Below are 17,099 nucleotides of genomic sequence, written 5' to 3'. Positions count from 1 at the left end.
CGGCGGAACAGGTTTTTGACCTGGTCCACCGCTTTTTGTATGTTGAGCCTATTCGCTTGCCGCCGCATCGGTCTGCTGTTCTTGCTGCTGAGGCTGTCTTCCGCCTCCCCCGCCGCCAAAGCCGCCGGTACGGATCGTAATCGACTCCGCCTCCTGCGTGTCATCCTTCAGCATGACGGATAAAATATCATCCGCCTTGAGGTCTGCTAACGTCACTTCCGTCTCTACCATTTGTTCGTTTTCGAAGGTCATGGTCGTAATTTTCGTTGTATCCGTCACTTGAATCGTTACGGTTTCATCCGAAAACATCGCGCCCATATTCATGCGTCCGCCGCCCTCGGGAGCGGTTCCGTCTCCGGCTGGTGCTGCCGGACGTTCACCGTCAGCCGGCAATTCGCCGTCCGCCGGCGGCTGTTGTCCTTCAGCGCCTTCAGGCGCGCTGCCCGTGCTGTCCCCTTGCGGCGGGCCGCCTTGTCCCATCGCAGATTTATAAAGCGTGATGGTTTGTCCATCAATGGATTTGATTTTACCCATCAAATCGGCTTGCGCGCCCATTTGCCCCATTCCAGGTCCGCCGCCCTGCCGCTGCGTGCCGCCGCCCGCTCCATTTTCCTGAACGTCTGTCTGCGCATCTGTCTGCACTTCGCTTGCTGCCTGCTCCTCTTGTACCCCGCAGCCTGCCAATGCCGCAGCGATAACTACGGCGCTCAGCATCACTTTCCATTTGTTCATACCGTTCATCTCCTATGAATGTGGTTGACATTCCTTATGTCCATAACGAATTCTAGCATTCGATTATGAACGAGAGATGAACAAGAACTGAAACATAAATTAACTTCGCCTAAGCTGCGGGTTTCGCTTCCAGTTGCCTGATAGGAATAGAAACGTGCCGATCCAGCCGCAAATAGAGGCGATAACGAGCAATAGCGTTAACGATACGCTATCGGAAAGCGTGCCGCTGAGTATAGGACCAATGCTGCCCCGAACACCGAAGAGCATCAAATGCAGCCCGAACACCATCGCCTCACGGCCCGGCGCCAGCCGGAAAACAAAAGCTAAAATGCCGATATCCCAAATGGCTTCCCCGATGCCTTGAATCGCGTTTCCGGTTATGACCGCGGCGTAAGTGCCCCAAAGGCCATATAGCATCGGAACAATCGCGTATGCCGCTATTCCGCAAAGCAGCGTGTATTTGAGGTCTATGCGATCGATCATCCAACCCGCAATCAAAAAGGTAAGCAGCAATGCCATATAGTATGCTACGCGTGCAAAGCCGATTTGAAGGTTGGAGAGATAGAGAACATCCACTTGAATAATCTGGTAAAGCGGATTCGCAAGCATGTTGCCAAAGCCCGCAAACGTCGTTGCCGCTAAGAATACGGCGAGCGTTCGGTTTTCTTTGACGAGCTTCCACTGCTCCTGCAGCGGAAAGCGGCTCGTCTTCTGGAGTACAATCGGCTTTTCCTTAGGCTCATGCTTAGGCAGCTTCAACGTATTGAATAGTCCAATCGATAACATGCCTGCGATGGAAGCCGTAATGAGCGGACCCGACGGCCCGAAAGCATCCGACCAGCTGCCGACGAAATAAGCGAGCGGAATCATAATGCCTCCCATCGCCACCCGCACATACCCCATTAATCTCCCGCGCAAATCGGAAGGATACATCCGTGAAATCAATGCCGCATACGCAGGTGCCTGAATGCCCATTAGCAGCTGGAATAACAGCGCCGCAACGACATAAACGGACGGATAGGCAAAAACAGCAGGCAGCAGCAGCAGTAATCTTCCAATGACATTCGGGATAATCACAAACGGTTTTGGATTATTCGCTTTCTCGATCCAGGTCGCCCAAAATGGAGAAAATAAAAGGCCAATCGCCGGAGCAGCCGACAATAGCCCAACCTGAAAATTGCTTGCTCCCTGCTGAATCGCAAAGGCGATATAAAATTGATTCATCACCACATTAAACAAGCTGAATAAACAGGAAGCTCCCACATCGATCCGAGCGTTCCTCCAGACATTTTCGGTCATTGACATCCCTAGCTTCACGATACGCGGACTAGCTTTGGACTCGGATTCCATTTGGACAGTTACCTTCTTCGCTATGTTGTTTAAAAACGCTTAGAGGACCCCTTGCGCTGCAAAGGATCCTCTCTTTCTAGCACTTCATTTGATAGGATATTACTACACTACTTCTTATTTGTACAGTATAACTTACAGGCAAATTTAGGCTTGCTCCGCAAGCCGGCAATCGCTGCGTTCTTCCTTATATTCGATGATTATGATAGACTTTTCTCAGACGGTTACAGCATTATTTTCAAACCATTGGAGGGTATTTCGTGAGTATTGCAATCGGAATTGATATCGGCGGCACAAAAATAGCATTTGGATTCGTGGATGAGCAAGGAGAGGTTATAGCCAAGGGCTCGCTCAAAACCGATCTTTCGGTCGAGCCGGCGGTAATGCTTGCACGGGTCGCAGACGCCCTAAAACAGTTGGCTGAGCAAAACGGGCTTTCGCTTGCGTCATTAAAAGGCGTCGGCGTCGGTGCTCCCGGTCCGCTGAACACACAAAAAGGCGAGCTTACCTGCCCGCCAAATTTAAAAAGCTGGTGGGGGTTTCCCGTCGTTGAAGAGCTTAAATCGCATCTTCCTCTTCCTATTAAAATGGAGAACGACGCTACCGCTGCCGCGCTGGCCGAGAAATGGGTCGGAGCAGCCAAGGATTCCGATCATTTTATCTTTATCACAATCAGTACAGGCATCGGCGCAGGCATCTTTATGCACGGCAAGCTCCTTACGGGTTCGACCGGCAACGCAGGCGATGCCGGCTTCATGCTTGTTGATCAAGCCGGAACGCCATGGGAGGTCGTAGCATCCGGTACAGCCGTTGCCCGCCAGGCGACGGAGCTGCTGGGCCGTGAGGTTACCTCGAAAGAAGCCTTTGAGCTGGCTGCGCAAGGCGATCCGCACATGTCCGAGCTCGTCAATCGCGTGTTCACTTCGATCGGCATGGGCTGCGTATCGCTTATCAATATTTTGGATCCGAATAAAATCGTCATCGGCGGCGGCGTTTCGCAGGTTGGCGAACCATTATTCTCCGCGGTAAGGGATTATGTATCCAAGCATGCGCTTAACCCATCCGGCAGGGAAGCGGCAATCGTTCCCGCACAGCTGCAGCAGGATGCCGGCCTGATCGGCGCTGCTGCGCTGATTCAGCAAGCTTATTAATGAACCAAGCGTAACAGCTGCCGCCGTCCTTTGCGGCAAAAGCTCGTTTCGCTGTGAAATATAAGAATTCCGATAAGCACAAAAACTTATAAATTCTTATATTTCAAAAAAGAGCGGCAGCCTCTGTATAGCAGGCTGCTGCTCTTTTTTTAGTTTGCTAGCTCTTTTGAAGTCCGTTCAAATACGTTTGGATTGTGATTGTTAAGCTTTCATCGATAGCCTGCGGCATTCCAAAACCGCCTTTCTGCTCGATTGATGCGAAGCCATGCAGAAAGCTGCGCAAGCCCCTTACAATATGAATGGACCGCTCCTGGTCCAGTTTATAATAGCTGAGCGTCAACACTAATATATCGACCAGCTCCCGCGCGGTTGCGGCATATTCCTCGTCATCCGCATCCGGCGAGCGCAGAGTCAGCTCGTATAAGCCCGGATGCAATCTTGCAAAAGAAATATACGCGGATGCAATCGCGTGAATCGCCTCATCGCCTGTTTGATCCTTCAATGAGTCATTGATGGCTGCGGTCAGCTTCTTTAAACCGTAAATAGCCAGCTGATTCCGCAAACCAGTAAGTCCGTTTACATGGTTATACAATGAAGGAGAACGTACGCCAAGCTTCTGCGCCAGTGATGCAAGCGTTACTTCTTGTATGCCCTGCTCATCTGCGATGGCAGCCGCCTCTTCCACAATGGTCAACAAATCTAGTCCTCTTCTCGGTGACATGAGGCTATCCCCCTGAATCTTCTATTTTGCTAAGGAACGCTCTGCTTCGGAGATTGCTTTCTCCATCCAATGCTTCGGCTGATTGATCATATTCCCGTGACCTGCGGCTAGCAGAGTGGGCTTTAAATCTCTAAGACGGCGTGCTGATTCCAAGCTCGTTTGTTTATCCCATGTAGCCATAGCCGGGAAGGGAAATAACAGCTTCAGCTGCCCGGAAACCGCGACGCCTGCTCGTGTTTGAAATGCATCGCCAACAATAAGAATATCGTTCCTGGTATCAAGGAATGCCATTGAACCCGGCGTATGTCCAGGTGAGGCTACTGCGAGCAATGAGCCAACACGATCGCCATCCTGCAGCAATACATCCGGCTTGGTAAGCACTTTTTTGGGTACGCCGCCGCGGATCGGCCCGCTTGGTTCACCCGGCTCCAGCGAGCGGTCGCCTTGGAGCAGCTTTGCGTCTCTTTTGGAAATAAACACCTGAACCCCTGGAAGCAGTTCCTTTAATCCGTCGAGAGCGCCGATATGGTCATCATGAGCATGGGTTAAAATGATACGCGTAATTGGCTTGCCAAGCTTTTCCGCTGCTTGCAAAATAGCTTTAACGTTATTAGGAAGCGCTGCATCCACCAAAGTTAAGCTATTTTCCTCCTCAACCAAATAACAGTTTACCGGAAATACCTTCGGTAAATAGGTCAGCTGTACTACCGTTTTCTCACGCGTCATTCTCATTCCAATCGGCCCCCTCGAATAAAAACTAATGTCGTTAGTTTTATAATAAACTAATACGATTAGTTTTAGCAAGCCCCATTTTATTTTTCTTTGTTTTTCAGAAGAAATGCTTCAATCTCTGCTTTATCAGGAATCGAAGCTTGCGCGCCCTGCTTCGTAACCGCAAGCGCTGCCGCTGCCGATGCAAAAGTTAATGCCTGTTCTGCTGATCGGCCATCCGCGCTTGCTGCCGCGTATGCACCAAAAAAGGTATCGCCTGCTGCCGTCGTGTCGACGGGCTTCACAGCGAACGCAGGAATCATATACGAGGATCCCTGTTCATTTTGATAAAAACAGCCCTTCTCGCCCAGCGTGATAATGACGTTTTTCGTCCCCTTATCCAAAACCCAATTTGCGGCTGCTTGGGCCGATACAGCATCGCTGACGGCTAAGCCTGTAACGGCCGCCGCCTCCGTTTCATTCAGTATGAGCGTATGGATGAGCGGCAGAACATTCTGAGGTATGGCGCGCGCAGGCGCAGGATTATAAAAGACGCAGGCGCCGCTGCTGCTTGCGCTGTTCATAACCGATAAAGTGGTCTCCCACGGAATTTCGTTTTGCAGCAGCACGGCATACACATCGGTCCATTCCCCTGCGCCTGCCGCTGCATCCGATGCCGTAAGTTGTCCGTTAGCACCCTCTGATAAAACGATATAATTCTCGCCTTCCTCGTTTACGGTAATAATTGCGAAACCTGAACTGCATGGCTTGCGTAATATGTGATCGATGCCAATTCCATTTTCTTGTAAAGCTGCCAGCAGCGTTTCGGCAAAAGGGTCTTCGCCTACCGCGCCAATCATTGCGCAATCGGCTCCTGCCCTGGCAGCGGCAACGGCCTGATTTGCGCCCTTGCCGCCCGGATAGAAGGATGTGGCCACGCTGGGTATTGTTTCGCCTGGAAGCGGAAATTCCCCCACAGAGCTGACGATATCCATGTTTATGCTTCCAACCACGAGCAATTTATTCATAGGTTGACTCATCCCCTCTATTATGAAACTCAAGATAATCGCAACACTATTTTAACAGAAGGAGCAGACATTCACATGATTACCGCCTTTATTATTGGCTGTGAAATTGGTTTTTGGGTATTTGTACTCGCTGGCTTATTATGCCGCTATATCTTCCGGTTAAAGAAGCTGGGTAAGCTCTTCCTATTCAGTACGCCGCTTATTGATCTGGCGTTGGTTATCGCCACGGTTTATGATTTGCGCGGCGGCGCGGAAGCGACCTTCGCCCACAGCCTGGCTGCCGTATATATCGGCGTTTCCATCGCCTTCGGGCACCGGATGATTAAATGGGCGGATGAGCGGTTCGCCTACCGCTTCGCCGGCGGTCCCGCACCTGCCGGCAAACCAAAATACGGAAAAGAGCATGCGAGCTATGAGCGAAACGGATGGCTGCATCATCTGCTCGCATGGGTGATCGGCTCGCTCATTTTGTACGGCATGATTATCATGGTTGGCGATGAGGAACGAACGGAAGCTTTGCTTCAAGCGCTGCGATTTTGGCTGCTCGTGCTCGGCATCGATTTTGTCATCAGCTTTAGCTATACGTTATGGCCGCGCAAAGAAAAAGCAGTATCCTGATTGCCAGGATACTGCTTTTTCCTACATAGCATGAATCACACGACGACTCCTATTACCGCGTGTCGGCCTTGATGACGGGCTACAGGATGGCGCCGAAGATTTGCTGAATCATGAGCGCAGCTTATTGCGGCAGACGCCACCCTGATCCGTCAATTTGGCGCTTTCTCGTACAAATTCGAAGGCAATGCCTGCACGAACGGCGACCAATCGCCCGTCGTGTATAGATTAAGCCGGTGCATGGCCCGCGTACACGCCGTATAAAGCAGCTTGCGTTCGTTGTCCCGGCCGTATGCTTCAAGCGAAGCATCATAGACCAAGACTGCATCGAACTCGACACCCTTGGCGAGATACACGGGAATGACCATCACTCCTTTTTCAAAGCCCAGCGTCTCCTTCGTAATGAGCTGAAGAGCATCGCCTCCATGAATCCGTAACGATTCATGGGCCTCACGGCTTTCGGCTGCGGTCTTCGTAATGACGGCGATGGAATCGAAGCCCTCGGCCATGAGCACCGCGATGTCTGCCAGAATTTGCGCATCACGCTTCTCCCCGCCGTCCAGTCTCGTCAGAAGGGGCTTTTGGCCTCCCCTTTCAAACGGTTCAATTTCTTCTCCGCCTGGAAGCATCGATTTCGTAAATTCAACAACCTCCCTGGTTGAACGATAACTGCGTACCAGGCAGACAAGGCTTGTTTCGGCTTCGCCGAAAAGGCGGACCAGCGGTGAATCGGATGCGGTCAAACTTGTAGCCTGCATGAAGATAGCTTGCCCAAAATCGCCGAGCACCGTCATCCGGGCACGGGGAAACAGCTTTTTTAGATATTCATATTGAAACGACGAATAATCCTGACCCTCATCAACGAAGACATACCGGATTTCCGTGTTCGTCCGGACGCCTTCGATCAGTTCTTTTACATATAAATACGGAGTCGCATCCTCATGGAACAACTCGTTCCGGAGCAGGTTATCCTTGGTTTGCTTGCATATTTCAGGCCACAGCGGGGGGATGAAGGCCCCATTCGTTTTCTCCCGATAAGCGGCTTCGCCCTCAAACAATTGGCCATATATGCCTTTGACATCTACAAACGAGAATTTCTTCACACTTTTCCTTAGCGGTTTAAAGCTTTCTTTCACGATCCTTCGGCGGAGCAGATCTTCCTCCCTCTGGGCGTAGTCAAAGTCGCCTTCATCTTCCCGGCGCTTGTTGTTAATTTTCTCGCGAACTGTGGCGTATTGTTCCGCAACGTCGAATACTTCCTTCTCTTTATGCAGCATTCCGAAGACTTCCGCGTACTGATCGGTGTCGAGATAATTCAACTCTTCCTGTACCCAAGGCGCTTCCCGTTCCATGCGTTCCAGCAAAGCCAGTTCATTCAGCAGCCATTCCTGTAAGAGAACGACACGATTGAGCAACGGCAGGGAACGGTCATAACCGTAAAATTCCGCTCTCATTCGCTCCGCGGTAATCAAATCGCGGTCTCGAATCCGAATACCGTTGAATCGCATGCCTTCCCGTCCCAGCCACATTCCATAGTTCTGCAGGGCTTGCAGGAAGGCCTCGGAAGCTTTATACTCGATCCCCTGAAGACGAGCCTCATACCCCGGCGCTCCTTGTGCGGTCAGAACATATTCGATCTGATCAAAAGAATCCTCCGGCCGTAACGAAGAACCTAGCCAATAGTCGAGATATTCTTGAAAAGTCGTCTGCTGCATATTCTCTTCACCGAGCTCCGGAAGGACGGTGGAGATATAACTGGTAAACATCGGATTCGGTGAGAAAAGAACGATCTGATCAGCCTTGATCGTCTGACGGTGTTTGTACAGCAAGTACGCCACCCGCTGCAATGCCGCGGAAGTCTTACCGCTGCCGGCAGCCCCTTGTACGATAAGCATCCGGCTTTTGTCATTGCGGATGATGGCGTTTTGTTCCTTCTGGATGGTTGCCACGATACTCTTCATTTGCGAGTCCGCACCTTTGCCGAGCACTTGCTGCAGCAATTCGTCTCCGATCGTTTCGCTCGCGTCAAACATGTTGCGGATTTGCCCGTTTTGAATCTGAAACTGCCGTTTGAGCTCCATCGTCCCTTCGATTCGTCCGGCCGGCGTGACATAAGACGCCAGGCCGGGGGAGTAGTCGTAGTACAGGCTAGCGATTGGCGTACGCCAGTCATAGATCAGAAAGCTCAATCCATCTTCGTCGACGAAGGAAGATACGCCGATATAGATCTGCTCGCTGAGGTCCAGGCCATCCTCCTGAAAGTCGATGCGTCCAAAATAAGGAGACTGGAGCAGACGGTTCATGCTTTTCCATTGCTCCGTCAACAGCTCGTGGCCGCGCTCCCGTTCGGCCAATACCGCGGACTGCTGGTTAATCGTATAGAAAGTCTCTTCGAAATCTTCGTACGTGCTTGTGTTGATCGTAACTTCTTCCCAAAACCGCTTGCGGATGTCCGTAGCTTGATCGCGCAGCCCGGCAACCTCCGGCTCCAGTTCGGCGATTCTCGCCTGCAGCTTGTTCCTGACCCGTTCCTGCCGCTCCTGTTCCTGCCGCCAATCCTTCGTTTCCATCTCTCCCGAACACACTCCTTTTTCCTTTTTCTGGGATAAAAAAAGAGCATTGACAAATTGAAGTGCCAGATGTACAATTAAAGTAGGAATAAAACTGTACGCACTATTTAATTTAATTTGTCAATAACGCTATCGATTATATCATAGCGTTATTTCATGTTCAATTTATTTTTTATTGTACCCTCCGGCAAAGCTGAACAGTGACCCGGATTGTGAACGGTTTAAACAAACCACCGCGGAGATAAGCTGCCAGAAGATGACCCTCGAATTCATCAGGGGTCATCTTTTTTATGTCCACTGGCTCTGAATTGTGATAACAAATAATTAAAGAACTTTATTTCCCTTACCGGTTGGGCTGCCAACTAAGGAGATGATCTCCTATTCGTTAGAGCGTAATGAGCTGCTCGCGTTTTGGCCCAACCGATACGCTTCCGACCTTTACGCCAATGGAAGCTTCTACAAAACGAACATACTGCTGCGCCGACTCGGGCAAATCCTCGAACCTGCGTATGTGCGAGATGTCGAATCTCCATCCGGGTAGGCGCTCCAAGACCGGCTTCGCTTCTTGCAGCTTACCCGTTACGGGAAACGAATCCTTCACGATTCGCCCATCCAGCTCATAGCCGACGCAAACCGGGATTTCCTCTAAGTAGCCGAGCACATCGAGATTCGTAAGCGCAGCCTCCGTAGCTCCTTGAAGCATGCAGCCGTATCGCGTAGCAACCGCATCAAACCAACCCACTCGGCGTGGCCTTCCCGTCGTTGCTCCGAATTCTCCGGCGTCGCCGCCCAATCGGCGCAGCTGATCCGCTTCTTCGCCCATCAACTCGCTAACAAAAGGGCCCGCTCCCACGCAGCTGGAATACGCTTTTACTACCGCAATAATTCGCGTAATCGCATAAGGCGGCAGTCCCGCACCGACCGGCGCAAAACCAGCCAGCGTCGATGAAGAGGTCGAATACGGATAAATGCCGTGGTCGGGGTCACGCAATGCGCCAAGCTGTCCCTCCAGCAAAATCGTCTCTCCGTTACGATAAGCGTCATGGAGAAGACTGCTTGTATCGCATACATACGGTCTCAGCTTCTCTGCTTGACTGCGCAGCTCAGGCAGCAGCTCGCTTGCGTGAATTGGCTTGCGGTTGTATAGCTGCTCCAGAACAATATTTTTCGCAGCCAATGATTGTTCGAGACGCTTCAGCAGCCGCTCCTCCTCGAATAAATCCGCAACCTGAACGCCAAGCTTTGCATATTTATCTGCATAAAATGGAGCAATTCCGCGCTTGGTCGATCCAAAGCTCTTCTCGCCGAGCCGCGTCTCCTCCAGCTCATCGAACAGCCGGTGAATCGGAAGCACGACCTGCGCCCGTTCCGATATTCGGATGCGAGGCTCGGGAACGCCTCTGCTGAGCAGTTCATCGCGCTCCCGCAGCAGCACATCAATATCGAGTGCCGTACCTGGGCCGATAACGTTCGTAATCGCCGGATAAAAAACACCGGATGGCAGCATATGGAGCGCAAATTTTCCGTAGCTGTTTATAATCGTATGTCCGGCATTGCTGCCGCCTTGGTACCGTACGACAAAAGAGGACTTTGCCGCCAGCGCATCCGTCATTTTTCCCTTGCCTTCATCTCCCCAGTTCGCCCCTACAATCGCCGTTACCGTCAAAGCAATCGCCTCCCGATCTTGTTTTCACCTTACATCGTTCATTATAATGATAGAAATAGCATTAAAATAATTGATATAACTAATATCATGTATTAGGTGAGGTAATGGATATGATCGTTAATATGGAGTGGTACCGCGTCTTTTACTGGACGGCCAAGACAGGCAGTCTGTCACGTGCGGCCGAGCAGCTTTATATTACGCAGCCTGCCGTCACGCATACCATTAAGCAATTAGAGGCAAAACTGGGCGGACAGCTGTTTTTTCGCATGGCAAAGGGAGTTAAGCTTACGACAGAAGGCGAGATGCTTTACCGTTACATCGAGCAAGCCTATACCTTCATGGAATCTGGGGAGAAAATGCTTGCTGAAATGCATAATCTGCATAGCGGTGAAATTAGCATTGGCGCCAGCGATACGTTATGCAAACATTATTTAATGCCTTATTTGGAGCGGTTCCGATCCGAATATCCCGGCATCCGCATCCGTGTGACCAATCGTACAACTCCTGAGACGATAGCGCTGCTTAAAGAGGGGAAGATCGATTTCGGCATCGTTCACATGCCTGCCTCCGACAGTCAGCTCGACTTTCGAGAAAGCACGCCGATACAGGATATACTCGCCTGCGGCCATGCTTATTCATCGCTCGGCAGCTCTGTAATGAATCTTGCGGATATATCTCGGCAACCCTTGCTGCTCTTGGAAAAAGACGCCAGCACCCGCCGTTTCCTTGACGTGTACACCGAATCGCATGGCGTGAAGCTGAATCCGGAGCTTGAGCTTGGCAGCTTCGATTTGCTTGCCCAATTCGCGCGGAGAGGGTTTGGGCTAGCCTTCCTTATTCGTGAATATGTAAAAGACGAACTTGCCTCCGGCTCGCTTATCGAAATCCCGCTGCACCCTCCCATACCCGTGCGCAGCATCGGCATCGCTACGCTTCGCCGCGTGCCGAGGTCCTCGGCAGCCAAACGCTTTCTTGAGCTGCTGCCCTAGGCTCTGCCGCACGGCAGCAAGCAAAAGACTTCCTTCGTCTCATTAACGAGACAAAGGAAGTCCTACCTCAAACCTTTATGACTGTGGAATGCGGCGCCAGCCGCCATATGCCGTAATATCCTCCGCCTCTGCAGCCGCATAAGCCTCGCATACGAAGCCGGAAACCTCCGTGCCGTCCAGCAGCTCGACTTTCCCGATGCCAAGCGGCGCCGGGATTAAGGAAGTAAATATCCCGAAGGATGCCGGGGACATTTCCCACAGCTCCAGCTCGATGCTTGCTCCGCCTTGCAGCTGCTTGATCATACCCGGTTTCGCTGGCGTCGTTGGCAGCTTAACCAGTTTGTAGCGGGGCGCTGAGCTGGCTTCGCGCATAAAACGCGCATTCAAACCGATCATTTGCTTCTCAAGCGGGTAACCGCGCATATGCAGACCGCATACCGCTACGGTAATCGACGGTTCCACGGTATTAGCTTCGAGGGCGATATCCTCTGCCGCGAACCCTGTCCGCGCCGAGACTGATCGTGTCGACTCCACTGGAACAGCCGCAGCAGCCCGCTCCCCTCCGCTTAGAAACGAACGCGCAGCTTCATTCATCAGATGCTCGTTTTCCGCAAGCGCGAACAGCGTAATGCCGAAGGGCAGCCGCTCCTCTGCAGCGTCCGAAGGTACCGCTACCGCGCACAAATCGAGTAAGTTGCAATGGTTCGTGTAACGCCCCATATCGCTGTTCGTGCTGTATGGTTCCTTTCTTACCTGCTCGCGCGTCCAGGTTCCGCCGCAGGTCGGCATGACGAGCACCGCATCCTGCAGCAGCTTTCTCGCTTCCAGCTTATATGCCTGCAGCTTATGCATGGCGCTAAACACTGATGCCGCATCATGCTCCGCTGCTGCGCCAGACCGTAAAATCCGTTCTGTCACAGGGAAGGCTACGCCTGGATTCGAATCAATGAACCCGCTTAGGTCTGCCCAGCGCTCCGCAACCCACGGTCCGCCGTACAAAATCGCTGCCGCATCCGAAAACAAATCATAATCCACATACTCGATCGGAAGGTTTAATTGCTCCAACCGACCAATTGCCGCATGCCAAGCGCGCTCATACTGCTCCGCGAACGGCCCGAAGAAAGCAACGGCCTGCTTAGGCAAACAGAGCTTAGCCGGAAGCTTAGGCTGCTGTTTCTTCACATCACGCGACCAAGGATCGTTCTCGTGTATGCCGCGAGCAATGCCGTCCACAATAAGCGCTTCCTCCAGACTATGAGCAAATACCGTAACGCAATCCAGACTTGCGCAAGCCGGAACGACGCCCTTTACCGGCCACGACCCAAGACTCGGCTTATAGCCCACAAGCTCATTTAGCGCTGCGGGTACGCGGCCGGAGCCAGCCGTATCCGTACCAAGCGAAAACACCGCATGCCCGCGGGCTGCCGCAACGGCCGAGCCGGAGCTCGAGCCGCCGCTGATCAGCTCCGGACGAAGCGCATTATGCGCCTCGCCGTAGGGACTGCGAGTACCGACAAGTCCCGTCGCGAATTGATCGAGGTTGGTTTTGCCTAGAGGAATTGCTCCTGCGGCTACCAGCCGTTCCACTACCGCTGCATGCTCCACTGGCGTATATGCAAATTCAGAGCAGCCGGCCGTCGTCGGAATCCCGGCTACATCGATATTATCCTTAATGGCGAAGGGAATACCCCAAAGCGGCGCATTCGCCGGGTCCATCTCGATAAGCCTTTCCAAATAAGGCTTCAACACAGCCATCGACGGAGGCGTAATCCAAACATTCATATCCGAATCCGCTTCCGCTCGCCGAATGATTTCCAGCATAACATCCTCAGGCGTCAACGCCCCGCTCTTGTAGCCGATTTGAAGCCATTCCATCGTCAAATGAAGGGGAAATCCGCGCTTTGTCATACAACCGCCTCCGTTTCCTTATGCTGCAGAATACCGACAATTAACTGCCCCGTATGAACTTGGTCACCCGGCTCCGCATGCACCGAGCATACCTCGCCGTCGCAGGAGGCTTGCTGTGAAAACTCCATTTTCATGCTTTCCACAATGATGAGCGTATCGCCCTTTTTCACCTGCTCGCCGGGACTCACAAGCACCTTCCATACACTGCCCGGCATCGTGCAGCGAATCGCGGCAGCACCCTCCTGCAGCTCCTCCTCCTGCTCGCTCCGCGGCGGCTCATGCTCTGCTGCATACTCGGCAAGTCCCAGCTCCTTCCAGCTCTCGCGCTCCGCTTGGAATGATGCCTGCTGCTTTTCCTTAAACGCCGCCGCGCTTTCTTCAATGGATGCTAGAAACTTCAAGTACTCGCCAAGATCAAACGTCGTTTCCGTAATATCCGCTTCATAACGGCCGCGAAGGAAATCCTCGCGCAGCTTCAGCAGCTCATCCGCCTCCACAGGATAAAACTGAATTTGGTCAAAAAACCGCAGCAGCCAAGGTTTGCCAGGCTTAAAGCTTTCCGTGCTGCGCAGGCGGTTCCACATTTGGATCGTGCGTCCGACGAATTGATAGCCCCCAGGCCCCTCCATCCCGTATACACACATATACGCGCCCCCGATGCCGACCGCATTTTCCGGTGTCCACGTACGCGCGGGATTGTACTTCGTCGTAACGAGGCGATGACGCGGATCGACCGGTGTTGCAACCGGAGCGCCCAAGTAGACGTCGCCTAAGCCAAGCACCAAATAGTTGGCTTCGTATACGATTTTTTGCACATCCTCTATGCTATCCAGCCCGTTAATGCGCCTGATGAATTCAATATTGCTTGGGCACCAAGGCGCGTCAGGGCGAACCGTTTGCTGGTAGCGTTCAATCGCAAGCTGCGTGGCCGGGTCATCCCAGGACAGCGGCAGGCGGACAATACGCGATGGCACCTGTATCGACTCCAACGGCGGCAGCATGCTGTCCAGCTCCAAAATAATCGAGCATGCCTCGCTAACCGTAATGTTGGAGCGGTCAATATGCACCTGCAAGGAGCGAATGCCCGGCGTCAAATCCAGCACCGGAATACGTCCCGATTGCTCGATGGCTTGCATAAGCGCATGCGCTTGAAAGCGCAGCAGAAGATCAAGCTCTAAATCGCCATATTCCACGAGCAAATTCTCATCGCCGCTGCAGCGGATCTTAATTGGAAACCTGCGGCCTTCCACCTCATTAACGAGAAGCGGATAATCCGGCGTTAAAACAGCAGATGCGGCCTTCATCTCTGCATTAGGCAGGCCAATGCGCGCCGATTTCCCAATCGCCTCCAAATTACGCTCCTGTAGGTCCCGCAGCTCATCGGCTTCCTCAAGCGTCAACAGCTGGAACCGCACTTTATCGCCAGCATGAAGCTGCCCGATTTTCCAGAACTGCGCCGATGCCGTCGTCACCGGACACACGAACCCGCCGAGGCTCGGTCCGTCCGGTCCAAGCAGGATCGGCATATCGCCCGTCAAATCCAACGTGCCAATCGCATAGGCATTATCATGAATATTCGAGGGGTGAAGCCCCGCTTCTCCACCATCCTCCCGCGTCCATAGCGGGGCCGGCCCGATCAAGCGAACACCGGTGCGCGAGCTGTTAAAATGAACCTCAAAAGCCGTCTCCGAAAGCTGGTTTAAATATTCAGGCTTCAGGAATTCTCCCGTGCAATGCGGTCCGGGAATGACGCCAATCGTCCATTCCCGTGTCATTTGCGGCCGTTCGGCGGAAGCAAGCTCCGCCAAAACAAGCGGTTCAGCGCCTTTGTTTAAGCCAAGCACATCCCCCGCGCGCAGCGCACGGCCGCCGTGACCGCCGAAACCTCCAAGGGTGAAGGTAGCAGTGCTTCCGAGAATACGCGGCATATCGAAGCCTCCGGCAACGAGCAAATACGTACGCAAGCCCATTTGCGCTTCCCCAAAGCTAAGCACCTGTCCGCGTTCCGCAAACGTCGGCTTGTAGGACTCTACCTTAACGCCGTCCAACTCTGCCTGCATATCGGCGCCGGTTACGCAAAACCATACGCCGCTGCGGAATTTATACGAGCCGCCGCGCAGTGTAAGCTCAAGGCCGGCAGCATGATTGTCGTTGCCGAGCAATTTATTGCCTATACGGAAGGAATATGGGTCCATCGGTCCGCACGGCGGAACGCCGACATCCCAGTGCCCTACCCGGCCCGGCCAATCCTGTACCGTCGTTTGCACGCCGCCGTCGACCACCTCAAGCGCAGGCTCGGCAGGCTCAAAACAGTTTAACAGCTGCGTGTAGACATTGCCGTCCGCTACCTCTTGATCCCCAAGCAGCGCCTGCAAGTATTGCAAATTCGTCGTAATGCCGTACATCCTCGTCTCGCCGAGCGCCTGAATCAGCTTCCCGATGGCCTCCTCCCGGTCTGCGCCATGCACGATGATTTTAGCCAGCATCGGATCATAGAGCGTTGTCACCGTAAGACCGTCTCTTACCCAGGATTCATTGCGAGCGTTAGCTGAAAATACAGCTTGATCCAATTGTCCCGCGCTTGGCCGGAAGTTCTGCAAGCAATCCTCTGCGTAGATTCTCGCTTGGATACTGTGTCCAACCGGCGCTTTCACAAGCGACTGCAAATCAGTAAGCTCATTCGCCGCTTCTCGAACCATCCATTCGACTAGATCTACGCCCAGCACCTCTTCGGTTACGCCATGCTCTACCTGCAGCCGCGTATTCACCTCAAGGAAATAAAATTCGCCGGATTCCGGATCGTACAAGTACTCTACCGTTCCCGCGCTGCGATAGCCCGCTTCGGCCGCGAGGCGCTTCGAAGCATCGAACATTGCATTCCGAACCTCATCTGTCAGATTTGGAGCCGGACTCTCTTCGATCACCTTTTGATTGCGTCGCTGAATGGAGCAATCGCGTTCGCCCAGCGTGACGACCTCGCCGAAGCCGTTCCCGAAAATTTGCACCTCGACATGACGTGCTCTCGCAATATATTTCTCCAAAAACAAACCGCCGTTTTTGAAGTTGGTTTCCGCCAAATGCTTTACGCCGTCATAAGCCGAGCGCAGCGCATCCTCATCCGCGCAAACCCGCATCCCGATACCGCCGCCGCCTGCCGTGCTTTTCAAAATAACGGGATAGCCGATCTGCGCAGCCTGTTCCAGCGCTTCCGAAAGCTCCGTAATCAATGCCGTCCCCGGCAATAACGGGACGCCCGCCCGCTCAGCGATTTCCCGCGCCGAATGCTTTAGGCCAAACATCTCCATTTGCTCCGGAGTCGGACCGATGAATACAATGCCGTGCTCACGGCAGGCCCGGGCAAAATCCGCATTTTCACTAAGGAAGCCATAGCCGGGATGAATCGCCTGCGCGCCTGTTTCCAGCGCCGTTTGCAAAATCAGCTCCGTATTCAAATAGCTTTCTTTCGCTGGACCTTCTCCGATAAGAATAGCTTCGTCCGCATGATCAACATGCAGGCTGTCTTGATCGGCCCCCGTATATACAGCCACCGAAGAAATGCCAAGCTTGCGCAATGTGCGCTCTATACGAACGGCGATAGCGCCGCGGTTTGCAATCAATACTTTTGTGAACATCATAATCTCTCCTCGCCTAGTTGCTCTCT

12 protein-coding genes are annotated in these 17,099 nt (G+C 52.9%); 3 read left to right on the top strand and 9 right to left on the bottom strand.

Annotated elements, in window-relative coordinates:
- Positions 1-48: 48 nt before the first annotated feature.
- Entirely contained in the window at positions 49-732 is a 684-nt protein-coding gene (locus RCO25_RS01295) for a hypothetical protein (protein WP_308994340.1), read from the bottom strand.
- Positions 733-831: 99 nt separating this feature from the next.
- Positions 832-2,082, bottom strand: coding sequence for an MFS transporter (locus RCO25_RS01290; protein ID WP_308994339.1), 1,251 nt, complete (start codon positions 2,080-2,082; stop codon positions 832-834).
- A 257-nt stretch (positions 2,083-2,339) separates the two neighbouring features.
- Here RCO25_RS01290 and RCO25_RS01285 point away from each other — a divergent pair, with 257 nt between their 5' ends.
- Complete coding sequence (locus RCO25_RS01285) at positions 2,340-3,230, top strand: ROK family protein (protein WP_308994338.1); 891 nt, start codon at positions 2,340-2,342, stop codon at positions 3,228-3,230.
- A 157-nt stretch (positions 3,231-3,387) separates the two neighbouring features.
- On the opposite strand, the gene RCO25_RS01280 is transcribed toward RCO25_RS01285, so the two are convergent.
- The 3 genes from RCO25_RS01280 to rbsK form a co-directional block, all read right to left on the bottom strand.
- Positions 3,388-3,951 (bottom strand): TetR/AcrR family transcriptional regulator, encoded by a 564-nt coding sequence (locus tag RCO25_RS01280; RefSeq protein ID WP_308994337.1) that lies wholly within the window; start codon positions 3,949-3,951, stop codon positions 3,388-3,390.
- A 21-nt stretch (positions 3,952-3,972) separates the two neighbouring features.
- Entirely contained in the window at positions 3,973-4,683 is a 711-nt protein-coding gene (locus tag RCO25_RS01275; RefSeq protein WP_308994336.1) for an MBL fold metallo-hydrolase, read from the bottom strand.
- A gap of 80 nt (positions 4,684-4,763) precedes the next feature.
- Entirely contained in the window at positions 4,764-5,690 is a 927-nt protein-coding gene (rbsK, locus tag RCO25_RS01270; RefSeq protein WP_308994335.1) for a ribokinase, read from the bottom strand.
- A gap of 75 nt (positions 5,691-5,765) precedes the next feature.
- On the opposite strand from rbsK, the gene RCO25_RS01265 reads away from it, so the two are divergent.
- Positions 5,766-6,308 (top strand): hypothetical protein, encoded by a 543-nt coding sequence (locus tag RCO25_RS01265; protein WP_308994334.1) that lies wholly within the window; start codon positions 5,766-5,768, stop codon positions 6,306-6,308.
- A 149-nt stretch (positions 6,309-6,457) separates the two neighbouring features.
- On the opposite strand, the gene helD is transcribed toward RCO25_RS01265, so the two are convergent.
- Positions 6,458-8,875, bottom strand: a complete 2,418-nt coding sequence (gene helD, locus RCO25_RS01260) for an RNA polymerase recycling motor HelD (protein ID WP_308994333.1) — start codon at positions 8,873-8,875, stop codon at positions 6,458-6,460.
- Between the two features lie 385 nt (positions 8,876-9,260).
- The gene (locus RCO25_RS01255; RefSeq protein ID WP_308994332.1) at positions 9,261-10,541 is read right to left on the bottom strand and encodes an adenylosuccinate synthase; all 1,281 of its coding nucleotides are present in this window, start codon (positions 10,539-10,541) and stop codon (positions 9,261-9,263) included.
- Between the two features lie 110 nt (positions 10,542-10,651).
- On the opposite strand from RCO25_RS01255, the gene RCO25_RS01250 reads away from it, so the two are divergent.
- Positions 10,652-11,530 carry a LysR family transcriptional regulator gene (locus RCO25_RS01250; protein ID WP_308994331.1) on the top strand — a complete coding sequence of 293 codons (879 nt, stop codon included), beginning with the start codon at positions 10,652-10,654 and terminating at the stop codon, positions 11,528-11,530.
- Between the two features lie 75 nt (positions 11,531-11,605).
- Here RCO25_RS01250 and atzF read toward each other — a convergent pair whose 3' ends face one another.
- Together atzF and uca are read right to left on the bottom strand one after the other, a co-directional pair.
- The gene (gene atzF, locus RCO25_RS01245) at positions 11,606-13,438 is read right to left on the bottom strand and encodes an allophanate hydrolase (RefSeq protein WP_308994330.1); all 1,833 of its coding nucleotides are present in this window, start codon (positions 13,436-13,438) and stop codon (positions 11,606-11,608) included.
- The gene (gene uca, locus RCO25_RS01240; RefSeq protein WP_308994469.1) at positions 13,435-17,070 is read right to left on the bottom strand and encodes an urea carboxylase; all 3,636 of its coding nucleotides are present in this window, start codon (positions 17,068-17,070) and stop codon (positions 13,435-13,437) included. Before uca ends, atzF begins: the two co-directional genes overlap by 4 nt.
- Positions 17,071-17,099: the final 29 nt, after the last annotated feature.

Source organism: Paenibacillus sp. LHD-38 (genome assembly GCF_031157315.1).
GTDB lineage: Bacteria > Bacillota > Bacilli > Paenibacillales > Paenibacillaceae > Pristimantibacillus.
Note: the sequence above shows the minus strand (reverse complement) of the source record. Positions and strands in the feature narration are given on the sequence as shown.